General features: G+C 58.8%; 22 protein-coding genes and 2 tRNA genes. 17 read left to right on the forward strand and 7 right to left on the reverse strand.

All coding sequences use genetic code 11. The annotated features are described in order from the left end of the window. Positions 1 to 19 precede the first annotated feature (19 nt). Positions 20 to 1,411 (forward strand): deoxyribodipyrimidine photo-lyase, encoded by a 1,392-nt coding sequence (phrB, locus tag AQ621_RS03885; protein WP_058340347.1) that lies wholly within the window; start codon positions 20 to 22, stop codon positions 1,409 to 1,411. Between the two features lie 149 nt (positions 1,412 to 1,560). On the opposite strand, the gene AQ621_RS03890 is transcribed toward phrB, so the two are convergent. From AQ621_RS03890 to hemA, 4 genes are read right to left on the reverse strand one after another with little or no spacing between them, the layout of a single operon-like run. Continuing rightward, positions 1,561 to 2,304 carry a HesA/MoeB/ThiF family protein gene (locus AQ621_RS03890; protein ID WP_058340348.1) on the reverse strand — a complete coding sequence of 248 codons (744 nt, stop codon included), beginning with the start codon at positions 2,302 to 2,304 and terminating at the stop codon, positions 1,561 to 1,563. A gap of 11 nt (positions 2,305 to 2,315) precedes the next feature. Next, on the reverse strand, positions 2,316 to 3,170 hold the full coding sequence (prmC, locus tag AQ621_RS03895; protein WP_058340349.1) for a peptide chain release factor N(5)-glutamine methyltransferase: 855 nt from the start codon (positions 3,168 to 3,170) through the stop codon (positions 2,316 to 2,318). Further along, positions 3,160 to 4,248 carry a peptide chain release factor 1 gene (gene prfA, locus AQ621_RS03900; protein ID WP_058340350.1) on the reverse strand — a complete coding sequence of 363 codons (1,089 nt, stop codon included), beginning with the start codon at positions 4,246 to 4,248 and terminating at the stop codon, positions 3,160 to 3,162. The genes prmC and prfA overlap by 11 nt, the downstream gene beginning before the upstream one ends. Then, entirely contained in the window at positions 4,245 to 5,534 is a 1,290-nt protein-coding gene (gene hemA, locus AQ621_RS03905) for a glutamyl-tRNA reductase (protein ID WP_058340351.1), read from the reverse strand. Before hemA ends, prfA begins: the two co-directional genes overlap by 4 nt. 236 nt (positions 5,535 to 5,770) lie before the next feature. Here hemA and AQ621_RS03910 point away from each other — a divergent pair, with 236 nt between their 5' ends. The 11 genes from AQ621_RS03910 (at position 5,771) to AQ621_RS03960 (ending at position 14,652) form a co-directional block, all read left to right on the forward strand. Beyond that, positions 5,771 to 7,516, forward strand: coding sequence for a tetratricopeptide repeat protein (locus tag AQ621_RS03910; protein WP_058340352.1), 1,746 nt, complete (start codon positions 5,771 to 5,773; stop codon positions 7,514 to 7,516). Then, positions 7,513 to 8,139: a lipoprotein insertase outer membrane protein LolB gene (gene lolB / locus AQ621_RS03915; RefSeq protein WP_058340353.1), complete on the forward strand. Its 627-nt coding sequence runs from the start codon at positions 7,513 to 7,515 to the stop codon at positions 8,137 to 8,139. Before AQ621_RS03910 ends, lolB begins: the two co-directional genes overlap by 4 nt. A 4-nt stretch (positions 8,140 to 8,143) precedes the next feature. After that, positions 8,144 to 9,004 (forward strand): 4-(cytidine 5'-diphospho)-2-C-methyl-D-erythritol kinase, encoded by an 861-nt coding sequence (gene ispE, locus AQ621_RS03920; RefSeq protein ID WP_058340354.1) that lies wholly within the window; start codon positions 8,144 to 8,146, stop codon positions 9,002 to 9,004. Positions 9,005 to 9,026: 22 nt separating this feature from the next. Beyond that, positions 9,027 to 9,101 (forward strand) — tRNA-Gln (locus AQ621_RS03925). Between the two features lie 52 nt (positions 9,102 to 9,153). Beyond that, on the forward strand, positions 9,154 to 10,104 hold the full coding sequence (locus AQ621_RS03930) for a ribose-phosphate diphosphokinase (protein WP_058340355.1): 951 nt from the start codon (positions 9,154 to 9,156) through the stop codon (positions 10,102 to 10,104). 162 nt (positions 10,105 to 10,266) lie between these two features. Next, positions 10,267 to 10,905: a 50S ribosomal protein L25/general stress protein Ctc gene (locus tag AQ621_RS03935; RefSeq protein WP_058340356.1), complete on the forward strand. Its 639-nt coding sequence runs from the start codon at positions 10,267 to 10,269 to the stop codon at positions 10,903 to 10,905. A 21-nt stretch (positions 10,906 to 10,926) separates the two neighbouring features. Beyond that, positions 10,927 to 11,517 carry an aminoacyl-tRNA hydrolase gene (pth, locus tag AQ621_RS03940; protein ID WP_058340357.1) on the forward strand — a complete coding sequence of 197 codons (591 nt, stop codon included), beginning with the start codon at positions 10,927 to 10,929 and terminating at the stop codon, positions 11,515 to 11,517. 84 nt (positions 11,518 to 11,601) lie between these two features. Beyond that, complete coding sequence (ychF, locus tag AQ621_RS03945; RefSeq protein ID WP_022987812.1) at positions 11,602 to 12,693, forward strand: redox-regulated ATPase YchF; 1,092 nt, start codon at positions 11,602 to 11,604, stop codon at positions 12,691 to 12,693. Positions 12,694 to 12,784: 91 nt separating this feature from the next. Beyond that, positions 12,785 to 12,861 (forward strand) — tRNA-Met (locus AQ621_RS03950). A gap of 110 nt (positions 12,862 to 12,971) precedes the next feature. Next, positions 12,972 to 13,415 carry a PACE efflux transporter gene (locus tag AQ621_RS03955; RefSeq protein ID WP_058340358.1) on the forward strand — a complete coding sequence of 148 codons (444 nt, stop codon included), beginning with the start codon at positions 12,972 to 12,974 and terminating at the stop codon, positions 13,413 to 13,415. Between the two features lie 25 nt (positions 13,416 to 13,440). Beyond that, the gene (locus AQ621_RS03960) at positions 13,441 to 14,652 is read left to right on the forward strand and encodes a serine hydrolase domain-containing protein (protein WP_058340359.1); all 1,212 of its coding nucleotides are present in this window, start codon (positions 13,441 to 13,443) and stop codon (positions 14,650 to 14,652) included. A gap of 42 nt (positions 14,653 to 14,694) precedes the next feature. Here the strand turns inward: AQ621_RS03960 and AQ621_RS03965 are convergent, their stop codons facing one another. Beyond that, a complete protein-coding gene (locus AQ621_RS03965; protein WP_058340360.1) occupies positions 14,695 to 15,219 on the reverse strand; it encodes a hypothetical protein in 525 nt (174 codons plus the stop codon). Between the two features lie 151 nt (positions 15,220 to 15,370). Between AQ621_RS03965 and AQ621_RS03970 the strand changes: the two genes are divergently transcribed. The 3 genes from AQ621_RS03970 to AQ621_RS03980 all read left to right on the forward strand — a co-directional run bounded on the left by AQ621_RS03970 (position 15,371) and on the right by AQ621_RS03980 (position 20,389). Further along, positions 15,371 to 16,648 (forward strand): O-acetylhomoserine aminocarboxypropyltransferase/cysteine synthase family protein, encoded by a 1,278-nt coding sequence (locus tag AQ621_RS03970; RefSeq protein WP_058340361.1) that lies wholly within the window; start codon positions 15,371 to 15,373, stop codon positions 16,646 to 16,648. A gap of 131 nt (positions 16,649 to 16,779) precedes the next feature. After that, positions 16,780 to 17,823 carry a lipoyl synthase gene (gene lipA, locus AQ621_RS03975; RefSeq protein ID WP_058340362.1) on the forward strand — a complete coding sequence of 348 codons (1,044 nt, stop codon included), beginning with the start codon at positions 16,780 to 16,782 and terminating at the stop codon, positions 17,821 to 17,823. An 88-nt stretch (positions 17,824 to 17,911) separates the two neighbouring features. Then, positions 17,912 to 20,389 (forward strand): efflux RND transporter permease subunit, encoded by a 2,478-nt coding sequence (locus AQ621_RS03980; RefSeq protein WP_058340363.1) that lies wholly within the window; start codon positions 17,912 to 17,914, stop codon positions 20,387 to 20,389. A gap of 51 nt (positions 20,390 to 20,440) precedes the next feature. On the opposite strand, the gene AQ621_RS03985 is transcribed toward AQ621_RS03980, so the two are convergent. Further along, complete coding sequence (locus AQ621_RS03985; RefSeq protein ID WP_058340364.1) at positions 20,441 to 22,495, reverse strand: BCCT family transporter; 2,055 nt, start codon at positions 22,493 to 22,495, stop codon at positions 20,441 to 20,443. Between the two features lie 258 nt (positions 22,496 to 22,753). After that, a complete protein-coding gene (locus AQ621_RS03990) occupies positions 22,754 to 23,194 on the reverse strand; it encodes a Spy/CpxP family protein refolding chaperone (protein WP_227508219.1) in 441 nt (146 codons plus the stop codon). Positions 23,195 to 23,429: 235 nt separating this feature from the next. Here AQ621_RS03990 and ylqF point away from each other — a divergent pair, with 235 nt between their 5' ends. Then, positions 23,430 to 24,353: a ribosome biogenesis GTPase YlqF gene (gene ylqF / locus AQ621_RS03995; RefSeq protein ID WP_058340366.1), complete on the forward strand. Its 924-nt coding sequence runs from the start codon at positions 23,430 to 23,432 to the stop codon at positions 24,351 to 24,353. 85 nt (positions 24,354 to 24,438) lie between these two features. Beyond that, positions 24,439 to 25,188 carry a fumarate/nitrate reduction transcriptional regulator Fnr gene (gene fnr / locus AQ621_RS04000; protein WP_022987830.1) on the forward strand — a complete coding sequence of 250 codons (750 nt, stop codon included), beginning with the start codon at positions 24,439 to 24,441 and terminating at the stop codon, positions 25,186 to 25,188. Positions 25,189 to 25,223: the final 35 nt, after the last annotated feature.

The raw sequence follows: 25,223 nt of genomic DNA on the forward strand, positions 1-25,223 counted from the left end.
GGCCAAAATGGATGTTCCAATGACACAGCTGGTCTGGTTCCGCAACGATCTGCGCCTTGCCGACAACCCCGCCCTGACCGCGGCCTGCCGCAGCGGCAACCCCGTTTGGGCCTGCTTTATTGTTACCCCGAAACAGTGGCAGGAACACGACTGGTCTGCGGCCCGGGTGCAGTTTGTGCTGGAACACGCCAACAGCCTGGCCCGGCAGCTCGCCAGGCTGGGCATAGGCTTGTCATTCCTGAACGCCGACACCTTTGCCGACAGCCTCGACACGCTTGAATCTTTCTGCAAAGAGCATGGCATTACCGCCCTGCACTTCAACGAAGAGTACGGCATCAACGAACGCCGCCGCGACAAGCAGGTCCACGACCGCCTGGACGAGCTGTCTGTCAAAGTAAACAAATACCGTGACCAGACCGTGGCACCGGTGGGCCAGATACTTACCCAGCAGAACGAACCCTATTCGGTGTTTACCCCGTTTTCGCGGCGCTGGCGCACCTGGATAGAAGAAACCCAGCCCACGCTTTACCCGGCGCCCTCAGCCCAGGCCCCTGAAGTACAGGCCGAGCAGACCGACACTCTACCCGCACCGTTCAGCGATGCACCGGAACCCCTGGTTCCCATCGGAGAAGACGCCGCCCACGACCAGCTGGAAGAATTCCTGGCCGAGCGAGCAAAAGACTACAAAGACAACCGCGACTTCCCGGCCCTGGACGGCACCAGCCAGCTATCGCCGTACCTGGCCAACGGCGTACTGTCCGGCAAACAGTGTCTCATCGCCGCCAAACAGTCCGGTGCCTCCGGCGACGGCATCGAAACCTGGATCAACGAAATCGCCTGGCGGGATTTTTACATCAACATCCTTTACCACTACCCGAGGGTGAGCATGGGTCGGGCGTTCAAGGAAGAAACCGAAGCGCTGGTGTGGAACGAACCGGGGGATAATTTTGAGGCTTGGAAAGAAGGCCGCACCGGCATCCCGATTGTGGATGCCGCTATGCGCCAACTGAAGGAGACCGGCTGGATGCACAACCGTCTGCGAATGATCACCGCCATGTTCCTGACCAAGAACCTGTTCATCGACTGGCGGCTGGGCGAAGCCTGGTTTATGCAAAATCTGGCGGATGGTTTTCTGGCGTCCAACAACGGTGGCTGGCAGTGGAGTGCCTCAACCGGTACCGATGCGGCGCCTTATTTTCGGGTGTTCAATCCGGTGACCCAAAGTGAGCGCTTTGACCCGAAAGGGGAATTTATTCGGCAGTGGGTGCCGGAGTTGGCCAAACTGGATAACAAGCGGATTCATGATCCATCCAAGGGGGGAGTTATCCCAAAAGGCTACCCCAGACCAATTGTCGATCTGAAAGAATCCCGCAAAGAAGCCATAGCAAGGTTTCAGGCGCTAAAGGACTAACTCGTAAGTTGGTGGGCGGGGTTGGGTTCGCCTTTCCAAAAATTTGCGGAGCCATGGATGGCGGAGCAGAAGCGCCACAGGGATGTGCCGTAAGGAGCGGTTTTTGGAAAGGCGAACCCAACCCTGCCCCACTCCGGAGTCAGCCCAAGTCAGCGGCACACCGGGCAGTCTGGGTCTTTTGCGAGTTTCATTTCTCGCCATTCCATTTGCCAGGCGTCGAGGATCAACAGGCGGCCAACCAGTGGGTTGCCCACTTCTGAGATAACCTTTATGGCTTCCATGGCCTGGGCTGAACCGATCATGCCTACCAGTGGCGCTATAACACCCGCTTCCGAGCAAGTCAGATCTTCATTGCCTTGTTCGGGATACAAACAGTGATAACAGGGGCTCTCAAGCTGGCGGGGATCGTAAACGGAGAGTTGGCCTTCGCCACGAATGGCAGCACCGGAAACCAACGGAACCTTGGATAAAACAGAGGCCCGGTTCAGGGCAAAGCGGGTGTTGAAGTTGTCGGTGCAGTCCAGCACCAGGGTGGATTCGCCAACCAGTTGTTTGAGGTCATCACTATCCACCCGGCGATTGACGGCATTAACAGTGATCTCGGGGTTGATCGCCCGCACCCGCTCCGCCAGGCGCTCGGCCTTTGAATCGCCCAGCCAGCTTTGCTGAAACGCGATCTGGCGCTGCAGGTTCGCCAGTTCGATCTGGTCGTCGTCGACCAGGGTCAGGTGACCGACACCCGCCGCGCCCAGATACAGTGCCACGGGGCAACCCAGACCGCCGGCGCCGATGACCAGTACATGGGCGGCTTTGAGTTTTTGCTGGCCGGCGATGTCGAACCGGGGCATCAGGATTTGTCGGCTGTAGCGGAGCAGTTCTTCGTCGCTGAGCATGGTTGTTCTCGCTATTGGTCGCGGGCGGGCTTGCGGGCCAGGGTCATGCGATCGTTGCCGCCGTAGTCTTTACGGGTTTCTATGTTGCGCCATCCGGCTTTGGCAAACAAATCCCGTACGGCTTCGCCCTGGTCGTAGCCGTGTTCCAGCAGCATCCAGCCGTTCGGGTTGAGCCAGTCCAGGCCTCCGGTGACCAGCAGGCGGATGTCGTCCAGGCCATCTTCTCCGGCCACCAGGGCAGACTCGGGTTCGAAGCGTACATCGCCTTCCTTTAAATGGCGATCGCTGGCCGGGATGTAGGGCGGGTTGGAGATAAGAAGGTCAAAGCTTCCAGCCGGTATCTGGTCGAACCAGTGGCTCTGCACCACGGTGATGGACAGGCCCAGTTGCTGGCTGTTTTCCCGGGCCAGGGCTACTGCCTCTTCAACCCGGTCGCTCGCCATGATTTGCCAGCCCGGCTGTTCGCTGGCCAGGGCCAGGGCTATGGCACCGGTGCCGGTGCCAAGGTCGAGTACCCGGGCGTTAGCGGGTAGTTCCAGTGATAACGCGGCCTCTACCACACACTCGGTATCGGGCCGGGGAATCAACGTTGAGGAACTGACTTTCAGGGGTAAGGACCAGAATTCCTGCTCGCCCAGCAGGTAGGCAATCGGTTGGCCGCTGGCGCGCTGTACCACCAGGTTCACAAATCGCTTAGCCTGTTCCGCCGGCACTTCCCGTTCGGGCCAGGCCCGGAAGCTGGTTCGGCCCAGGCCGGTTACGTGGCTCAGCAGTAGTTCGGCATCCAGCCGGGGCGAGTCGCCGCCAATCTGCTCAACGGCGCTCTTCAGGAGGGCTTCGCAGGTCAGCGGGGGCTCACTGCTCATTGGCCAGTTCAGCCAGCAGTTCGGCCTGGTGTTCCTGCTGCAGCGGCAGCACCACCGCATCCAGGTCGCCGGCAATCACTTCGTCGAGCTTGTACAGCGTCAGGTTGATGCGATGGTCGGTTACCCGGCCCTGGGGGAAGTTGTAGGTGCGGATGCGCTCGGAGCGGTCGCCGCTGCCCACCAGGCTTTTACGGGTTTCCGCCATGCTTTTCTGCTGCTTTTCCAGCTCGGCATTCTGCAGGCGTGACGCCAGCAGGCTCAGGGCCTTGGCCCGGTTCTTGTGCTGGGAGCGCTCTTCCTGGCATTCCACCACAATGCCGGTCGGCAGGTGGGTAATGCGAATGGCGGAGTCGGTCTTGTTAACGTGCTGGCCACCGGCGCCGGAGGAACGGAAGGTGTCCACCCGCAGGTCGGCCTTGTTGATTTCGATGGCTTCGGCTTCATCCGCCTCGGGGATCACCGCCACGGTGCAGGCGGAGGTGTGAATACGGCCCTGGGATTCGGTTTCCGGTACCCGCTGTACCCGGTGCGCGCCAGACTCGAATTTCAGGGCACCGTATACGCCGTCGCCGGACAACCGGGCAATCACTTCTTTATAGCCGCCGTGTTCGCCTTCGTTTTCGCTCAGCACTTCTACCTGCCAGCGGCGTTTCTCGGCGTAGCGGGAATACATGCGGAACAGGTCGCCCGCAAAGATGGCGGCTTCATCACCACCGGTACCGGCCCGCACTTCCAGGAACACGTTCTTGGTGTCGTTGGGGTCTTTCGGCAGCATCAGGCGCTGCAGTTCTTCATCCAGCTCTTCACTGCGGGCTTCGGCGCCGTCCAGCTCTTCTTCAGCCATGGCGCGCATGTCGGCATCGCCATCTTTCAACAGTTCTTTCGCTTCACTGATGTCGTCGAGGGACTGTTGCCAGGACTGGAAGCACTTTACCACCGGCTCGATTTCGGCAAACTCCCGGGATAACTCCCGGAACTTGTCCTGGGTGGAGATAACGGAGGCATCGCTCAGCAGTGCGCTCACCTCCTCGAACCGCTCTACCAAACGTTCGAGGCGGGACTGGATGGATGGCTTCATAGTTTTTCCGTGGTGATAGGCTCGTCCGCATCCAGCGTATCCAGCTGGTAGAGCTCCCTCAGACATTCCGTGACTTCCGTCCGGCCCTCGGCCATGGCCTTGCGAACCTGGATGGAAGGTTGGTGCAGCAGTTTGTTGGTCAGGCCCCGGGCCATGCTTCGCAGCACTGTCTCGGGGTCTGCGCCGTTGCGCAGGGCGCGCAGGGCTTTTTCGGTTTCCGCATCGCGCATCACTTCTGCCCGCTGACGGAAAACTTTCAGGGTAGAAACCGCATCCAGGGCCCGCAGCTGCTCCAGGAAATCCTGGACGCCACTGCTGATCAGATTTTCGGCCTCACGGGCTGCGCCTTCCCGGGAGCGGATGTTTTCTTCGATTACCTGCTTGAGGTCATCAACGGTATACAGGTAGACGTCTGCCAGCGAGGCAACTTCCGGTTCGATATCCCTCGGTACGGCGATATCCACCATGAAATACGGGCGGTGTTTGCGTTTTTTCAGGGCCCGCTCAACGGCACCCTTGCCCAGAATGGGCAGCGGGCTGGCGGTGGAGGAAATAACAATGTCGACATCCGCCAGGTGATCCGGAATCTCGGACAGCAGAATGCCCTTGCCGCCGTGGGCCTCGGCCAGGGACTGGGCCCGCTCGAGGGTACGGTTGGCAATCAGGAACTGGCGCACACCGGCTTCTGCAAGGTGTTGCGCAACCAGCTCGATGGTTTTACCGGCACCAATCAGCAAGGCCTTGTTGCGGGACATATCCGCAAAGATATGGTGCGCCATGCTGACCGAAGCATAGGCCACAGATACCGGGTTTTCGCCGATAGCAGTCTGGGTTCGCACCCGCTTGGCAACCGAGAAAGTGTGTTCGAACAACCGGGTCAGAAAGGAACCGGTGGCACCGTGTTCCCGGGCCAGGGAATAGGCATCTTTCAGCTGGCCGAAGATCTGCGGCTCCCCCAGCACCATGGAGTCCAGGCCTGAGGCAACGCGCATCATGTGGCGAACGGCATCGGAATCCCGGTGCAGGTATAGCACGTTCTCCAGGTCTGCTGCGTCCAGGTCGTGGAAGCCCGCCAGCCAGCGCAGCACGGTAGGCGCGCAGTCGTCGTCACCGGCCAGGTACAGCTCGGTACGGTTACAGGTAGACAGAATGGCAGCCTCACCGGCACCGGAGGCAGCACGCAGTTCGGAAAAGGCTTCCGCCATCCGCTCCGGAGTGAACGCTACACGCTCGCGAATTTCTACGGGTGCGGTTCGGTGATTGATTCCCAGTGTCAGCAACGCCATTTTATGGTCAGATAACCCTGTTCCAGTCGTGGATATTCAAACAGCATTCTACCGGCGCAAGGCCCCGCCTGCCACCCGAAAACACCGGTGCTTCGGGAACTGCGGACAGGTTGGGCAAGATAAGACGCTTATGCCATTATAGGGTTTCGGCCACGACCGCAATCCGATTTGCCTCAATTAACGGGGCGAAAAGATGGTCTTTCCTGAAAAATCGCCTGAAACACACAGGAAATTGCATGCACAAATCCGCACCGTACCTGGTTACCTGCCTGCTGGGTTTTACCGTAGCTGTCCTGCCGGGCTGCGCCAGTTTTTCCGGAACCGCCGAAGAACCGGCACCTCCGGTTCAGGCCGAGCAGGCTGAAACGGAAGAAATCCGGTACGCCGACTTTGAACCGGAAGTGCTGTACCAGCTGCTTACCGCAGAAATAGCCGCACAGCGTGGCCGCTATGACGTAACCCTGGTGAATTACCTGCAAGCGGCCAAGACCTCGGAAGACCCCGGAGTGATCGACCGGGCCATGCGGATTGCCCAGACCCTCAACGCCGACAACGCCCAGCAGCAGCTGGCCACCCTCTGGCTGGATATTGATCCGGACAACCTGCAGGCACACCGGGTAGCGGCCATTCAGGCAGTAAAGCGCCAGAACCTGGAAACCGCCCTGTTCCATATGGAGCAGATTATGGACCAGGGTGAAGATGCCGACTTCGACAGCCTGGCCGCCATGGCCGCCCGACTGCCACCGGCCCAGCAACAGGAACTGCTGGAGCTGTACCAGAACCTGGCCGAACGGCACCCGGAAACCCCCGAACTGGAATACAGTATTGCCCTGCTCCAGAAAATCACCGGCGAGCCGGAGACCGCACTGGAACAGTTGAACACCCTGCTCAATCGAGAACCGGAGTTCCAGCCGGCCATCATTTTGAAAGGTGACTTGCTGTATCAGACCGGGCAGAACCGCGACGCCCTGAGTCACATGACCGCCGCCACCCGGCGCTTCCCTGCCAACCGGCAGATGGGTACCCTGTACGGCCGCATGCTGATCAACGAAGGCGAGTTGCAGGCCGCCCAGGACGAATTCGCCCGCCTGGTAAAACGCTATCCGGACACCCCGGGGCTGCGGCTGTCCCACGCCCTGGTGGCCCTTGAAAACCAGCAACCGGACCTGGCCAGGGAAGAGCTCACCCGCCTGACCGAACAAGGCCACCACACCGACGAAGCCAATTACTACCTGGGCCAGGTAGAAGAGCAGGCCGAAAACACCATTCAGGCCATCGGCTATTACCAGAGCGTGGAGCAGGGCAATTATTTCTTCCCGGCCCTGGCCCGCGCCAGCCAGTTGCAGGCCGAACTGGGCGAGCTGGACAACGCCCTGGCGAACATCCGGCAACTCCGGGACACCAACCCGGACCAGGCCGAGCGCTTCTGGTTGCTGGAAGTCAATCTCCTGCTGGACCAGGAACGGGAACAGCAGGCCCTGAAGGCCGCCAACCTGGCGCTGGAGAGCTATCCGGAAAACATCGAAATCCGCTATGCCCGCGCCATGCTGCAGGACGCCATGGGCAATACAGACCCGGCCATCACAGACCTGCGCGCCATCATTGAAGCCCAGCCGGAGAACGCTGTCGCCCTGAATGCCCTGGGCTATATCCTGACCGTGCGTACCGATCAGCTGGACGAAGCGCGCGCGCACATCGAGAAAGCCCTGAGCCTGGACCCTGAAAACCCGGCCATTCTCGACAGCATGGGCTGGATCCTGTTCCGCCAGGGAGACAACCAAGGCGCACTGGAATACCTGTCCCGGGCGTGGGCCATCTACCCGGACCCTGAAGTAGCCGCTCACTATGGCGAAGTGCTTTGGGTAACCGGCAACGAAGAGCAGGCCCGCGTGGTTTGGGACGAAGCCCTGGACGAAGACCCGAACCATGACATCCTGAACGAAACCATTGATCGCCTGACCCGGAACGGGGGCAACCAATGACGGCCAGGCTACCCCTGATACTCCTTGCCGTACTGACCTTCAGCGGCTGCACCACCATTGCGCTGGAACCGCTGCCAGAAGGCATGACAGACCAGCCACCGGCAGACTGGACAGAACGCAGCCGGAACCTGGGCCGCTTTGACCACTGGCACCTGTCCGGCAAGCTTGCCGTCAAGCAGCCCTCCGACAGCGGCACCGCCGTGATCAATCGCTGGTTCCAGAATGGCGAGCAATACGATCTGTCCCTGTCGTCATCGTTTCTGGGCATGGGCACAACCCGGCTTCAGGGCGTTCCGGGCTTTATCGAGCTCACCCTGGCCAATGGCGATGTTTACCAGTCTTCCGACCCGGAAACCCTGGTGAATGCCGCGACCGGCTGGCAGCTGCCCATCGACAGCCTGAGCTGGTGGATTCGCGGGCTGCCATCACCGGATGGCGACTTCCGCCTGCTGTTCGACGAACAAAGCCAACTGGCCATCATCAGGCAGGACGGCTGGGAAATACGCTACGACCGCTGGCACGGCTTTATCGAAAACCTGCCTTCGCTGCCGGCCCGTATCACCGCCCTGAAAGAAGACAAGCGGGTTCGCGTGGTGATTGCCGACTGGCGCCGGGAGGACTAAACCTGTGGCCGATCTGACCCTGCCCTCGCCCGCCAAGCTCAACCTGTTCCTGCACATTGTCGGCCGCCGGCCTGACGGCTATCACGAGCTGCAGACCCTGTTCCAGTTTCTCGACTACGGGGACGAGCTCAGCTTTACCCTGACCCCGGATGAACCCGGTGTACGCCTGGCTGACCCGATTCCCGGCGTGCCCGACAGCGACAATCTGGTGGTGCGGGCCGCTCTGGCACTGGCAGAACTCAGCAAAGCCCCCCTGCCCGGCGTAACCATTCACCTGCACAAACGCCTGCCCATGGGCGGCGGCCTGGGTGGCGGCAGCTCCAATGCCGCAACCACCCTGCTGGCCATGAACCACCTGTGGCAGCTGCACCTGAATGAAGACCAGCTGGCAGAAATCGGCCTTGGCCTGGGCGCCGACGTACCGGTATTTGTGCGCGGCCACGCCGCCTTTGGCGAGGGTGTCGGCGAAAAACTGACCCCCGTAAACCCGCCGGAAGACTGGTTTGTTGTCCTGAAACCTGAGTGCGAAATAAACACCGGAAAGATTTTTTCAGAACAAGGGTTGACAAGGGACACACCAAAAATCAAAATACGCCCCGCTTTTGAGGGAGACGCCTCGAGGTACCGAAACGACTGTGAGGATGTAGTTCGCAAACTGTATCCGGAGGTTAACCAGAGCCTGGAATGGCTTTCACAATTCGGACCTGCAAGATTAACCGGAACCGGGGCTTGCATTTTTGGACGTTTCCCTACAGAATCCGCAGCCCGGATTATCTGGGAAAGCAAACCCTCCGGCATCACGGGGTTCGTAGCTAAAGGGGTGAACATTTCGCCTCTACACCAAAAGCTAACAGAGCTGAAATGATGCCAAGAAAGCACGATGATATTGGGGTGTCGCCAAGTGGTAAGGCAACGGGTTTTGATCCCGTCATGCGCAGGTTCGAATCCTGCCACCCCAGCCACCTTTCTCCCGCTTCTTCTGAATCAAACGCCGATACTGAGAAGGATACTGTCGTGTCCAAATTGATGATCTTCGCCGGCAACGCCAATCCTGAACTCGCTCAGGATATTGCCAAGAAACTTCATATTCCCATGGGTCAGGCCACTGTTGGTCGTTTCAGCGATGGTGAAACCACCGTTGAGATCAACGAAAATGTGCGCGGCCACGATGTCTTTATCATCCAGCCCACCTGCTACCCGACCAACGACAACCTGATGGAACTGATCGTGATGGCCGACGCCCTGCGCCGCGCTTCCGCCACACGGATCACCGCCGTTATCCCCTATTACGGATACGCCCGTCAGGACCGTCGCGTTCGCTCTACCCGGGTTGCCATCAGCGCCAAGGTAGTAGCCGACATGATCTCCAGCATCGGCGTGGATCGTGTACTGACTGTAGACCTGCACGCAGACCAGATTCAGGGCTTCTTCGACATCCCGGTAGACAATATCTATGCCACGCCGGTTCTGCTCGAAGACATCGAGAAGCAGCGTTTCGAAAACTTTGTGGTTGTCTCTCCGGACGTCGGCGGCGTTGTCCGCGCCCGCGCCGTAGCCAAGCGCCTGGATGATGCCGACCTGGCCATCATCGACAAGCGTCGCCCCAAGGCCAACGTATCCCAGGTGATGCACATCATCGGTGATGTACGAGACAAGACCTGCATCCTGGTAGACGACATTGTCGATACTGCCGGCACCCTGTGCAAAGCCGCCAATGCCCTGAAAGAGCACGGCGCTTCCCGCGTGGTTGCCTACATTACCCACCCGGTACTTTCCGGCCCGGCTATCGAGAACATCAGTAACTCGGAGCTGGACGAACTGGTGGTCTGTGACACCATCCCGTTGGGTGACAAAGCAAAAAATTGTGATAGAATCCGCCCCCTCAGCATGGCTGGGCTGCTCGCCGAATCCATTCGTCGTGTGAGCAACGAAGAGTCCATCAGTGCCATGTTTGAGAACGTCTGAGCCGGCAAAGCTCCGTAACACTCAGACTTAAAGGCAGTTTTCGGGTCGGGAGTCCAGCTGGGCTCCCGACTCTTTTAGTAGGCCAGATAACTGGCCTTTCAGAGAACTCATCTGTTCCAAGCCTGGTCGCGGGCCGTTCAGATGAATAACGAGGTACATACCATGTCCCAGGAATTCGTAATTGAAGCATTTCCTCGTGACGATCAGGGGAGAGGTGCGAGCCGCCGCCTGCGTCGCGAAGAGCGTAAAATCCCGGCCATCATCTACGGTGGCGGCAAAGACGCAACTCCGGTAGCCATCTGGCACAACGAGCTGAAAAAGGCCCTCGAAAACGAAGCCTTCTTCTCTCACATCCTGACTATCGACATTCAGGGCAAGAAAGAAAGCGTGATCCTGAAGGATCTGCAGCGTCACCCGTACAAGCTGCTGCTGACCCACGCCGACTTCCTGCGCGTTGACAAGGATCACGAGATCCACGTTAACGTACCGCTGCACTTCATCAACGAAGATGTTGCTCCGGCCGTTAAACTGCAGGGTGGTGTTGTTTCCCACACCATGACTGAAGTTGAAGTTATCTGTCTGCCGCAGAACCTGCCCGAGTTCATCGAAGTAGACCTGAACGAAGTAGAGATGGACCAGGTTGTTCACCTGAGCGATCTGAAACTGCCGAAGGGCGTTCAGGTTGCTGCCCTGCTGCAGGGCGAAGACCACGACCAGCCGGTTGCCTCTATCCACAAGCCGAAGGGTGCCAAGGCGGACGACGCCGAGGAAGCCGAAGGCGAGGAAGGCGGCGAGGAGTAATCACTCCGGGGGCAAAGGCGAATGGCACAGGATATTGTCATGGTGGTTGGACTGGGGAACCCCGGTACCGACTACGAGAATACCCGCCACAACGCCGGCGCCCTGTTCGTCGAAGCGCTGGCCCGCGATGCGGGCCAGACGCTGCGCCCCGAAAAGAAGTACCACGGGCTGTATGCCCGCATTCAGTGGCAGGGCCTCGACCTGCACTTGCTGAACCCCAGCACCTTTATGAACCGCAGCGGCACCGCAATCAAAGCCCTGGCGGACTTTTTCAAGATTCCCCCCGAACAGATTCTTGTCGCCCACGATGAACTCGACCTGCCTCCCGGCACGGCCAAGCTCAAAAAAGGCGGCGGTCACGGCGGCCACAACGGTCTTCGGGACACCATTGCCCACCTGGGTACCAACGACTTCCAGCGCTTACGCCTTGGCATCGGCCATCCTGGCGACAGCCGCAAGGTAACCGGCTATGTACTGGGCCGCCTGGGCAAGCAGGAAACCGAGCAGCTCAATGCCGTCTTCGACGAAGTGATGCGGGTACTGCCCGATGCTGCCAGCGGCAAACTGGCTGCGGCCATGAACCGTCTGCACAGCTTCAAACCGGCTCCCTGAGCAGGGGCACAACCCCTTACTCGCACCCTTACCGATACACCGGTATAATCCGCCCAAATTTTTCAGTTCCAGCAGAGGCATTCCATGGGATTTAACTGCGGCATCGTCGGCCTTCCCAACGTCGGCAAATCCACCCTGTTCAACGCACTGACCAAAGCCGGCATCGGCGCGGAAAACTTCCCCTTCTGCACCATCGAGCCGAACGCCGGCGTAGTGGCCATGCCGGACCCCCGCCTGACCAAGCTGGCGGAAATCGTAAAGCCTGAGCGCGTGGTTCCCACCACCATGGAATTCGTGGACATCGCCGGCCTGGTTGCCGGTGCATCCAAGGGTGAAGGCCTGGGTAACCAGTTCCTGGCCAACATCCGCCAGACCGACGCCATCGCCCACGTGGTGCGCTGCTTTGAAGACGGCAACGTGATTCACGTAGCCAACAAGGTAGACCCGGCTTCGGACATCGAAGTGATCAACACCGAACTGGCACTGGCTGACCTGGACACCGTCGAGAAAGCGATCAAGCGAGTACAGCGCGTCGCCAAGAGCGGCGACAAGGAAGCCAAGGCCCAGCTGGAGATGTTTGAAAAGCTTTTGCCGGTGCTGAACGAAGGCAAACCCGTTCGCGGCATGGGCCTGGACAAAGACCAGATGGCACTGATCCGTGAACTGTGCCTGCTTACCGTCAAGCCCACCATGTACATCGCCAACGTGAACGAAGACGGCTTCGAGAACAACCCGCACCTGGACACTGTGCGCAAAATCGCCGAGTCTGAAAATGCGGTAGTCGTGCCTATCTGCAACAAACTGGAAGCAGAAATCTCGGAACTGGAAGACGAAGAGAAATCCATGTTCCTGGATGAAATGGGCATGGAAGAGCCGGGCCTGGATCGCGTCATCCGCGCCGGCTACGGCCTGCTGGGCCTGCAGACCTACTTCACCGCCGGGGTTAAGGAAGTCCGCGCCTGGACCGTAAAAATCGGCGCCACCGCCCCCCAGGCCGCCGCAGTTATCCACACCGATTTCGAGCGGGGCTTCATCCGCGCCGAAGTTATCGGCTATGACGATTTCGTACAGTACAACGGCGAAGCCGGCGCCAAGGATGCCGGCAAGTGGCGCCTGGAAGGCAAGGAATACATCGTCAAAGACGGCGACGTTATCCACTTCCGCTTTAACGTGTAATTTTTCCGGAATTTTGGGCTCAAGGCCTTGACACCCTGAGCTCAAATACCGAAAATACGCGCCTCGTTTGGGGCATGCCCTGAAGCGAAATGGCAAGGTAGCTCAGTTGGTTAGAGCACAGCACTCATAATGCTGGGGTCGGCGGTTCGACTCCGCCCCTTGCTACCAGTATTCTGAAAGCCCGGTTCGAAAGAACCGGGCTTTTTCAGTTCTGGGGACGACCCCACCCTTCCCGGGAACAGGACGCGGGACGACCCGCCTACCTTACTCCCAACACCATGCGAACCACAAAAGACCGAATCCGCCAGGCCATTTCCTTTGAAGTGATCGGCCTGCTCATATCAACTCCCCTGGCCGCCTTTGTCTTTGGCCTGGATCTTGGGGAAACCGGTGTACTTGCCGCCATCGGCGCCACCATGGCCACCCTGTGGAACTATATCTTCAACCTGATGTTTGATCACGGCCTGAAGCGGTTCACCGGCACCACTCGGAAAACCCTCAAGCTGCGCTTCCTGCATGCCATCAGTTTCGAGTTCGGGCTGATGCTGGCGTTCCTCCCGGTGATCGCCTGGTGGCTCGATATCGGCCTGCTGGAGGCGCTGATCGTGGATATCGCCTTTGTGGTGTTTTACCTGGTTTACGCCTTTGTGTTTACCTGGTGCTACGATACCGTGTTTCCCGATAACGATGCCGGCCCGGCATCTGCCAACCAGACCCGTTAAACCGAACAAAAGGCTGCCCGTTGCCATGCAGGAATCAATCACCTCCGGCGCTTCACTGGATCGCCTGAAGCGTATTACCCGCCACTTTGACCAGAACTACATTCAACCCGGCAAGATCCCGGGGGCGGTCACGCTGGTGGCCCGGCATGGCAAGGTTCTCTGGTGTGAAGCCCAGGGCCTGAGAGATGTCGAACGCAACCTGCCCATGGAACGGGATACAGTGTTCCGCATCTACTCCATGACCAAGCCCATCACCTCCATCGCCATGATGCAGCTGTATGAGCAAGGCAAATTTCTGCTGAACGACCCGGTACACAAGTACATCCCATCCTGGCGAAGCCTTCAGGTGTACAAGGGTGGCCGCTACCCGGATTTCGAAACTGAACCGGCAACCACCACCATGACCATCCGGGACCTGATGACCCACACCTCCGGGCTGACCTACGGTTTCACCGAGCGAACAGAAGTCGATGCCGCCTATCGCCAGCTGAAACTGGATGGCAGCTCCATCCTGACCCTGGACAAGCTCGTGGATCGCCTTGCAGAACTGCCACTGGAGTTCTCACCGGGCACCGCGTGGAACTATTCCGTATCCACCGATGTACTGGGTTACCTGGTTGAGCTGTTGTCCTGCAAGCCACTGGATGCGTACTTCCGTGAGCACATTTTCGAGCCACTGGGCATGACCGACACCGGCTTTCAGGTGCGGCCGGACCAGCAGGAGCGTTTCGCCGCCTGCTATCTGTACCAACCCGGAGACACCATGAAGCTGCAGGACGATCCGGAGCGCTCCCGTTATCTGAAGCAGCCCAAGTTCCTGTCCGGCGGCGGTGGGCTGGTCTCCACCATTGATGACTATTTCCGCTTCGCCCAGGCCCTCTGCCAGGGCGGCGAGTATCAGGGCCAGCGCATCATCGGGCGTAAGACCCTGGAATTCATGCGCCTGAACCACCTGCCGGGCGGCAAGGATCTGCCGGGGCTCTCTATTGGCGGCTTCAGCGAAACACCCTATGCCGGCAGCGGGTTCGGGCTGGGCTTTTCGGTGAAAACCGATGTTGCCAGTTCCGCCACCATCGGCTCCGAAGGCGAATTCGGCTGGGGCGGGCTGGCCAGCACCAGCTTCTTTGTGGATCCTGTGGAAGACATGGTGGTGATCTTCATGACCCAGCTGATGCCATCTTCCTCCTACCCCATCCGCCAGGACCTCCGGGCACTGGTGTACGGAGCCCTGAACTGAAAAAGCCCGCAATTGCGGGCTTTTTCGTAAACGCAGGGGGAATTATTCGCCCCAGAAATTCCACCAGGCCTTGGACTTTTCCTGCTTCTTGGCCTGGCCTTGCTCGCTACCTTTGCTGGCCGGATCAGCCTTGCGGTTCGTGTTATCCCGATTGGATTCTCCCTGCCCCTGATCCTTCATGCGCTCTTTCTGGTCCTGAGCGCGTTCACGGGCCTGCTCTTCCTGTTTTTGCTGCATTTCGCGCATGCGCTCGGCCTGGTCTTTTTCTGCTTCGGCGCGATCCTTGGCCTGCTCACGGGTGCGCTCCGCTTCATCACGGCCACGCTCTTCCATATCCTTTGCGCGCTCGCGGGTCATTTCTTCCTGTTTCTTGGCGCGTTTTTCTTCAGCTTTCTGCTGGCCCTTGTTTCTGGCTTCTTCCCCCTTCGCCTTGCCCTTTTGCATCATTTGCTCGCCATGCTGGGCGTTGCTACCGCCAGCCTGGGCATACACCGGAGCAGAGACCAGGCCCCCTGCCAGCAACAGGCTGGAGGCAATCACGGCAGAACGAATCACGGTCAGTTTCATGGCATTTCCTTATCAGGGTCAGTGAATTTTCATTAAACCATATACTTCTTATACGCCTATAACGTTTGAAACTGTGCGAGGGTTCCATTGCCTGTGGCATACTCGGTTTCTCAAACCAATAATGAACAATCCACCCGCAAGGAACGTTGTGATGAAACCAGCAACTCTCGCGCTGCACGCCGGCTTCAAGAGCGACCCGACCACCAAGGCCGCTACCACTCCTATTTACCAGACCACGTCCTACACCTTTGATGACACCCAGCACGGTGCCGATCTGTTTGATCTGAAAGTTCAGGGCAACATTTACACCCGCATCATGAACCCGACCAACAATGTACTGGAAGAGCGCATGACCGCGCTGGAGGGTGGCGTTGGCGCACTGGCAGTAGCATCCGGCATGGCCGCAATTACCTACGCTCTGCAGACCATCTGCAAGGTGGGCAATAACATCGTCAGCACCAGCCAGGTATACGGCGGCACTTACAACCTGTTTGCCCACTCACTGCCCAATCAGGGCATTGAGTGCAAGATGGTGCGCCACGATGATTTTGAGGCTGTCGAAAACGCCATTGATGACCAGACCCGCGCCCTGTTCTGCGAATCCATCGGCAACCCCGCCGGCAACGTGGTGGATATTCAGAAATGGGCCGAAATCGCCCACAGGCACGGCATTCCGCTGATTGTTGATAACACTGTAGCCACGCCCTTCCTGTGCCGTCCATTCGAGCATGGCGCAGATATCGTCATTCACTCGCTGACCAAGTACATCGGCGGTCACGGCACCACGGTGGCTGGTATCGTAGTGGATTCCGGCAAGTTCGACTGGAAAGCCAACGCCGATAAATTCCCGATGATGAACCAGCCGGACCCCTCCTACCACGGAGTGGTTTACACCGAAGCTCTGGGCGCAGCTGCCTTTATCGGCCGCTGCCGTGTCGTGCCTCTGCGCAACACCGGCTCCGCCCTGTCGCCATTCAACTCGTTCCTGATTATGCAGGGTCTGGAAACTCTGGCACTGCGCATGGAACGTCACTGCGAAAACACCGAAAAAGTTGCGCAATTCTTGCAGGATCACCCGGCCGTTGAATGGGTGAACTATGCAACTCTGGCCAACAGCCCTTACAAGGCCACCTGCGACAAAATCTGTGGCGGCAAGGCTTCCGGCATTCTGAGTTTCGGCATCAAAGGCGGTCGTGAAGCCGGCGCCAAATTCATCGACGCCCTGGGCCTGATCCTGCGCCTGGTGAACATCGGCGATGCCAAGTCTCTGGCTTGCCACCCGGCTACCACCACTCACCGCCAGCTCAACGCTGACGAGCTCAAGAGTGCGGGTGTCAGTGAAGACCTGGTGCGCCTGTCTATCGGCATTGAAGACGTTGAAGACATCATTGCCGACATCACCCAGGCCCTGGACAAATCCCAGGCCTGACATTGATCAACCGGGTACGACCAATGTCGTGCCCGGTTACCCCGTGATTCCCCCTACCCGCCTTGTAACTGCCCTGCCGCAGGATTACTCTTTAAGGTTCTCCATACGTTGACCCGAGAGTTTCCGGCCCCATGAGCGACAGCGCAAAGTCCCGCATTACCAGTGGTTCCAAATTCCGTAACGAACACGGCTTTTCCGCCATCAAGGACGGCGTAAAACGTTCCTCTTCAAACACGGAAGACAAGCCCCTGGAGCGCAAGCCGAAATGGCTGCGGGCGCGCATGCCCGGTGGCGAGCGCTATGACGCGGTGCGCCGCAATGTCTCGGAACATCGCCTGAGCACCGTGTGCCAGGAATCCCACTGCCCCAATATCGGTGAATGCTGGACCAACGGCACGGCCACCATCATGGTGATGGGTTCTGTGTGTACCCGCGCCTGCAAATTCTGCGCAGTGGATACCGGCAACCCGAAAGGCTGGCTGGACCCGGAAGAGCCGGAGAACACCGCCAAGTCTGTTGAGCTGATGGGCCTGCGTTACATCGTACTGACCTCGGTCGACCGGGATGACCTGGACGACGGCGGCGCCGCTCACTACGCCGCCTGCGTATCTGCCATCAAACAGAGCACCCCGGAAGTGGCCGTTGAAGCCCTGACTCCGGACTTTGATGCGGTGATGAGCGATGTGGAAAAAGTCGTGGATTCCGGCCTGGATGTATTCGCCCAGAACGTCGAAACCGTCAAGCGCCTGACCACCCGCGTGCGCGACCCCCGCGCCGGTTATGAGAAAACCCTGAGCGTACTGGCCCATGCCAAGAAACACCGGCCAGACGTGCTCACCAAGACCAGCCTGATGGTCGGTCTGGGTGAAACCGAAGAAGAAATCCTGGAAACCATGGATGACCTGCGCGCCATCGGCGTAGACATCCTCACCATCGGCCAGTACCTGCGCCCCACCCCGAACCACCTGCCGGTGGAACGCTATGTGACTCCGGAAGAGTTCAACCGCTACCGTGAAATCGGCCTCGAAAAGGGCTTTATGGAAGTGCCCTCCGGCCCCATGGTGCGTTCCAGCTACCGCGCTGACCGGGTGTTCGACAAGAACAACCTGGGGCTGGCCGTGCCGGAAGTGCCCGCCTCCAACGCCATGCAGATCCCGGTGAAAGCCGTCGACTGATCCGTTCACAGATTCCCGGGCCGGAGGTCACAGTCGGCCCGGGTTTGTGGCACACTCTGCACTCGTTTTTTCAGCAGAGTAGTAAGCCATGAATCGCCTCGGCGCCCTGTACGACCGTTTTATCCTCCCCCACCCCTGGATTGTGCTGATCCTGTTCGGTGCCATCCTGGCCCTGGCAGCCCTGCGCTTTGATCAGTTCCGGCTGGATGCCTCCGCCGAATCCCTGGTCCTGGAAAACGACCGTTCCCTGGAAGAGTACCGGCAGGTAAACCGGATATTCACTACCTCTGACGACTTCCTGGTGGTGACCTATTCCCCCCGGGAAGACCTGTTCAGTGAAACCGGCCTGCAACGGCTGGCAGCACTGAGAGACGAACTCCAGGCCCTGGAGGCGGTCGGCTCTACCAACAGCATTCTTAACGTACCCCTGCTGCACAGCCCGGACCTGACCCTCGATACCGTCGACAGTGAAATCAAAACCCTGGACGACCACGATGTGGCGCCCCAAACCGCCCGCCAGGCCATGCTCGACAACCCCATGTACCCGAACCTGTTGCTCAGCGAAGACGCCCGTACCACCGCCATCCAGGTGAACCTGCCGACACCGGAACGCTATTTTGAGCTACTGAACCGCCGCAACGAACTGCGAGACAAAGCCAGCAGCGGCAATGCCAGTGCCGAAGACCAGCAGCAACTGGAACAGGTCAGCCGGCAGTTCATCGACTACACCGAACAGCTGGGTGCCGAGCGGGATGCCACCATTGGGCAGGTGCGCAGCATTCTGGACAACTACCGGGAACACGCCAGCATCCACCTGGGTGGCGTACCGATGATTGTCGCCGACATGATTCGCTTTATCGAAAGCGATCTGTCGACCTTTGGCCTGGGCGTACTGGCCTTCCTGTTACTGACCCTCGCGATTATTTTCCGCCAGTGGCGATGGGTACTGGTGCCACTGTTGTGCTGTGGCTTTACCGTGTGGCTGATGATCGGTTTTCTGGGTTGGGCCCAGTGGCCGGTCACCGTGATTTCCTCCAACTTTATTTCGCTGCTGCTGATCATGACCCTGTCGCTCACCATCCACCTGATTGTGCGCTACCGGGAATTCCAGCACGACGAACCAGGTGCCGCGCCCCGGGATGTCCTGCGCCGCACCATCATGGCCATGATCAAACCCTGTTTTTACATGGCGGTGACCACCATCGTGGCCTTCGGCTCACTCACCTTCAGCGGCATCCGCCCGGTGATCGACTTCGGCTGGATGATGACCCTCGGCCTTACCGTGGCGTTCCTGATCACCTTCCTGGTCTTCCCCGCCCTGCTCAGCCTGCTGCCACCACCGCTGGATAACCGCGTAACGTCAAACAAGGTGCCCTTCACCGATGCCTTTGCCCGCTTTACCGAGCATTTCGGCGGCACCGTCCTGGTCGGCTCGGCAATCATCGCTGTGCTGTGTGTGATCGGCCTGAACCGGCTGACGGTGGAAAACAGCTTTATCGATTACTTCAAATCCTCTACCGAGATTCACCAGGGCATGATCACCATCGACGACCGGCTGGGCGGCACGACCCCGCTGGATGTGGTGATTACCGATGAACCGGCACCCGAGAACCCCGGCGACGATCCCTTTGCCAGCGACTGCGATCCGTTCCTGGACGATTGCGGCGACGAGGAATACCGGGACACCTGGTACACCTACCAGAAAATGCGGGACCTGGGCGCGGTACACGACTACCTGCACAGCCTGCCGGAAACCGGCAAGGTATTGTCGATCAGTACAACGCTGGACCTGCTGGCACAGGTAAACGGCGGTGAACCGCTGGATGCCCTGCAACTGGCGTTTGTACCGGCTGCCGTGCCAGAGGACTTACAGGACATCCTGCTCACCCCCTATATTTCCGAAGAGCACGACCAGGCCCGGTTCAGCATCCGCATACTGGAAACCTTACCGGAACTGCGCCGGCAGGAGCTCCTGGACAGAATCCGCAGCCACCTGACCACCGAGCTGGGTTACGACAAAGACCGTATCCTGCTTTCAGGCATGACGGTGATGTACAACAACATGCTGCAAAGCCTGTTCGATTCGCAGATCAAAACCATCGGTGTCGTGTTTGGCGCCATCCTGGCTATGTTCCTGCTGTTGTTCCGCTCGGTAAAGCTGGCCCTGATCGGCATGGCACCCAACCTGATTGCCGCCGGCTCGGTACTGGGCCTGATGGGCTGGCTCGGCATTCCGCTGGATATGATGACCATTACCGTGGCCGCCATTACCGTCGGCATCGCCGTGGATGACACCATTCATTACATTCACCGGTTCAAAACCGAGTTCGCCAAAGACGGTGACTACCTGGCCACCATGCACCGCTGCCATCGCAGCATCGGCCAGGCCATGTTCTTTACCTCGCTGACCATCATCTCCGGGTTCTCGATTTTGGTGCTGTCGAACTTTATTCCCACCATCTACTTCGGCCTGTTCACCGGCTTTGCCATGTTCATGGCCCTGCTCGGTGCCCTGACCCTGCTGCCCCGGCTGATTGTCCTGTTCAAGCCATTCCCTGCCCCATAACGAAAAACCCCGCCGGAGCATGGCTCGGGCGGGGTTTTTGCGGTTACCGGATCAGGCCTTGCCTGGCTCCGGGTCTTCCGGGGTATTGATCATGTCATCATGCTCATTCATATCCCACGGCAGCTTGCCCGGTGAGATATTGAGGAAGTGCAGGTAGTTCTCGAACTGGTCGAGAATGTCCTTGATGATGTCATGCTCATCGTAGCCGAACACGTCGTAGGAACGACCGCCCCGGCGCAGATAGACCTCCGCCCGGTAATAGGCTTCCGGCTCATCCGGGTCACGCTTGAGCTCGCCGTAGACAAAGCCCGGCATCGGGTGCTCGGTCAGCCGCACATCGTAGATGAAGTCGACATGGTGCTCACGGTGCACCTGCAGGTGCGAACGCAGGTTCTCGGCATCGAACTCGGCGGTTGCATCCCAGCCTTTGGCCTTCAGTTCCTGCTCCACTTCCCGCATGGCATTCATGGCAGTGTTCTTGATGAACATTTCCACTTCGTGCTTGCCCGGGAATTCCACAATCGCCGCCAGGCGATGCTTCCATTGGGAGCCGGTCATGTGCCGGTTGCTCATCATATGCGCCTGCAGGCTGGTTTCACGATGCCCTTCGATCACCAGCGCCCGCCACATACCAACGGCGGCAATCAGCATGATGATGGCAAACGGCAGGGCGCTGGCAATGGTCATGGTCTGCAAGGCGCTCAGCCCGCCTGCCAACAACAGCACCGCTGCAACCGCACCTTCCAGCACGGCCCAGAACACCCGTTGCCATGCCGGGGTGTTGATCACGCCACCGGAAGCCAGGGAGTCAATCACCAGAGAGCCGGAGTCAGACGAGGTGACAAAGAAGGTGATGATCAGCAGCACCGTCAGCAGGGAAATAAAGAACGACCAGGGCAGCACGTCGAACAGTTTGAACAGGGCAACCGCGTGGTCATCCTGCACGTCCGTGATCAGGGTATTCAGGCCTTCATTCATGATCAGGTTCAGGGCGGTGTCGCCGAATACCGAGAACCACAGGAAAGTGAACACCGACGGCACCAGCATCACACCGAACACAAACTGGCGGATGGTACGGCCGCGGCTGATCTTGGCGATAAACATGCCCACGAACGGCGCCCAGGCAATGGTCCAGCCGAAGATAAACAGTGTCCAGTTACCAATCCAGTCACTGCGAGTGTAGGCCTGCAGGTTGAAGGTACGCTCGACAATACCACTCAGGTAGCTACCGGTGTTCTGCAGGAAGGTTTCCAGGATGTGGATGGTGGGCCCTACCACAAACACAAACAGCATCAGGGAAACCGCCAGCACCATATTGAGAATGGACAGACGCTTTACACCCTTATCCATACCCGCTACCACAGACACGGTCGCCGCCGCGGTAATTACCGCAATGGCAATGATCTGAACCGTGGTACTGATGGGAACTTCCGGCCAGAGATAGTTGATGCCTGCGTTGATCTGGGTAACCGACAGCCCCAGCGTAGTGGCAATACCGAACATGGTGCCCAGAATGGCGAAGATATCCACTGCATGGCCGATGGGGCCGTAGATCTTCTCACCAATCAGCGGGTAGAGCGCGGAGCGGATAGACAGCGGCAGACCATGGCGGAAGGCAAAGTACGCCAGCACCAGGCCTACCAGGCCGTAGATGGCCCAGATATGAAAGCCCCAGTGGAAAAAAGCTATCTGCATGGCCTGCTTGGCCGCATCGACGGTTTCAGCAGCGCCGGCAGGCGGCGTGGCGTAATGCAGCACAGGCTCGGCCACGCCAAAGAACAGCAGCGCGATACCGTAGCCGGCCGAGAACAGCATGGCAAACCATTCCGGGAAGGAGTACTGGGCTTCCGCGTGGTCCGGCCCCAGTTTGATATTGCCCCACTTGGATGCACCCACAGAGACAATAAACACCAGGAAGATCGCAACCGACAGCATGTAGAACCAGCCGAAGGTATCGGTAATCCAGGCCAGAGTTGCGCTGAACGCTTCCCCTGCCAGCTCGGGGTTGCTGATGGTTCCGATCACCAGCAACAGCGCAACAACAACGGCCGGAATAAAGACCGGTACGAGGATAGTGGAACGGATAGCTTTCGTATCTGAAGCCATAGAGTCCATCCATGTTATGAGTGAGTTTTACAGGGCTTCTTGCGAGCCCTTTCGAGCATTACGAAAAGTATAGGATCAAATGCATTATTTGGATTACACAGAATACTTCTAACCGTGAAATAAACTTATAGACCGGTCAAGGCTTTTGTGCAGAAGGAATTACGGGGAAAAGGCGGAGTGGCAAAGGGGGTAACCGGAGAGAAAACAACCCGCACCTGCAGCATCGGCAGACGCGGGCAGTGTAACGACGGGGCGAACTTACTGGCCCGGCTGCATCATCTGACGCTGTTGCTGCATCTGACGCTGCATTTCCTGCATCTGGCGGTCCAGCTCTGCGCGCTGTTCCTCGGTGAAAACGGCATCCACTTTTGCTTGCATCAGTGCGGAAAGCGCGGCAATTTCACCGGTCACATCACCCAGCTCTTCGGCGTTGTCGCGGATGGCGGATTCGTTGTAGTCCGGCTTGATTTCACCCTGCAGCTTCTGTTGCAGGTTCTGGGCACTCTGGCGCAACTCGCCGATCTCGCCCTGCATGTCATCAATAATGCCGCGGATTTCGCTCTGCTGGTCGTCAGACAGCCCCACCATTTCTGCAAGCTGGGCAACCTGGTCCGGCTGGCCGGGCTGCTGGGCGAATGCGGTGGCCGACAGGCTCAGGGCAATCAGTGCGGAACCGATAAATTTCACAACTTGCTGCATAATTTTCTCCATCGCAGACGGCCACTGTCAAAGCCGCCGTTTATTGGCTTAACGTTTGAGACCCCACACCCTAAAACAATCACACACCGGATTTCATCCCGATATCCCGTCATTCTGTACACAGCACACAGAAAAACCGTTGCCAGCCCAGACATCACGGGGCTTCCGATAAATGTGAAAGTTTAGTCATTCCCCTGCATAATGGCGCCTTTCAGCAACAGGCGGAGCAACACCGATGGCGATTAACTGGTTTCCCGGGCATATGCACAAGGCTCGCAAGGAGATCAAACAGGTCATGCCCCAGATGGACCTGATCATCGAGGTGGTAGACGCCAGAATCCCGTTCAGCAGCGAGAACCCGCTGGTGCCGTCGCTGCGTGGCGACACGCCGCTGATCAAGGTTTTGAACAAGCGAGACCTGGCAGACCCGGCAATCACCGAACAATGGCTGGCCTGGATTGAAAAAGAACGCGGAGTGCGGGCCATCACCCTCACCCACAACCAGCGCCAGGAAGCCCTGGGCATCCTGAAGCTGGCGGAGGAAATGACCCCGAACCACAACCGGGAGAAAAGCGCCCTGCGGGTGATGATTCTGGGCATCCCCAACGTGGGCAAGTCTACGCTGATCAACACCCTGGCCGGGCGCCCTGCCGCCAAGACCGGTAACGAGCCGGCGGTTACCCGGGCCCAGCAAGCCATCAAGCTGCCGGATAACGTGCTGCTGTACGACACCCCGGGCTTTCTCTGGCCCAAGCTGTCACCGGAGCAGTGCGGCTACCGGCTGGCAGTCACCGGCGCCATCCGAAGCGCGGTACTGGATTTTGAAGATGTTGCGATGTTCGAAGCCGACTACCTGGTGCAGGCCTACCCGGAGCTGGTCATGGCCCGCTACGGCCTAGACCAGAAGCCACGGGACGGGCTGGCGCTGATGGACGCGATTGCGGAAAAGCGGCGCTTCCTGGGCCGCGGCGGCGTACCGGACCTGCACAAGGTTTCCGAGGTGTTGCTGAACGAATTCCGGGCCGGCACACTGGGGCAGATTTCCCTGGAAACACCGGACATGGTTGAACAGGAACTGGCAGCAGCGCGTATCAAGGAAGAGCAGGAAGCGAAGGAAAAAGCCATCAAAGCCGAACAGCGGAAACGAAAGAAACGCTGAATCGATCGTTCGCTGTTCAACACTTACATATCAGGCTACCATTCTGCTATGCTTGATTTGGATCAACCCGGATGGTTTATCAACTATGGCCCAGGCAATTCATCTCCACCAAGTGTCTCCGCTCAAAGCCTCATGCCAGCAGTGTAGCCTGAGCAACCTCTGCCTTCCCCTTGCCGTTGAAGAGAACGATCTCGAGCGGCTCGAAGATATTGTCCAGCAGGGCAAAATCTACAACCGGGGCGAGCACATCTTTGACCAGAGCACCCCGATGCGGTCCTGCTTTGCGGTGAAGAGCGGGTCGGTGAAGACCTCTATCATTACCGAAGGCGGTGACGAGCAGGTGACCGGCTTCTTTATGCCTGGCGAGCTGGTCGGGCTCGACAGCATGAGCAGCGACACCTACGCCTGCACGGCCAAGGCCCTGGAACGCACCAGTGTGTGCGAGTTCCCGATCGAAAAGCTGGAAGAGCTCACCGGCAAACTGCCCGAGCTTCAGCATCATATGTACCACTTGCTGAGCCAGGAAATCCAGAACAGCCACCAGTTGGCCATGTTGCTGAGCAAGAACACCGCAGAAGAGCGCATTGCCGCCCTGCTGCTGTCACTGTCCAGCCGCTTCCGTCGCCGTCGCATGTCGCCGACCAACTTCAGCCTGCCCATGGCACGGAACGACATTGCCAACTTCCTGGGCCTGGCAGTAGAAACCGTTAGCCGGGTGTTCACCCGCTTCCAGAACCAGGGCATTATCCGTGCCCGTGGCCGTGAAGTAGAACTGCTGGATGTAGAAGCCCTGCAGCTGGTTACCCGTGACTTCGCCCGCCAGGGCTGTCAGTAACCACCCTGACTCCTTTCTGAATATCACTGGCCGGC

Source organism: Marinobacter sp. P4B1 (assembly GCF_001447135.1).
Taxonomy (GTDB): Bacteria; Pseudomonadota; Gammaproteobacteria; order Pseudomonadales; family Oleiphilaceae; genus Marinobacter; species Marinobacter vinifirmus.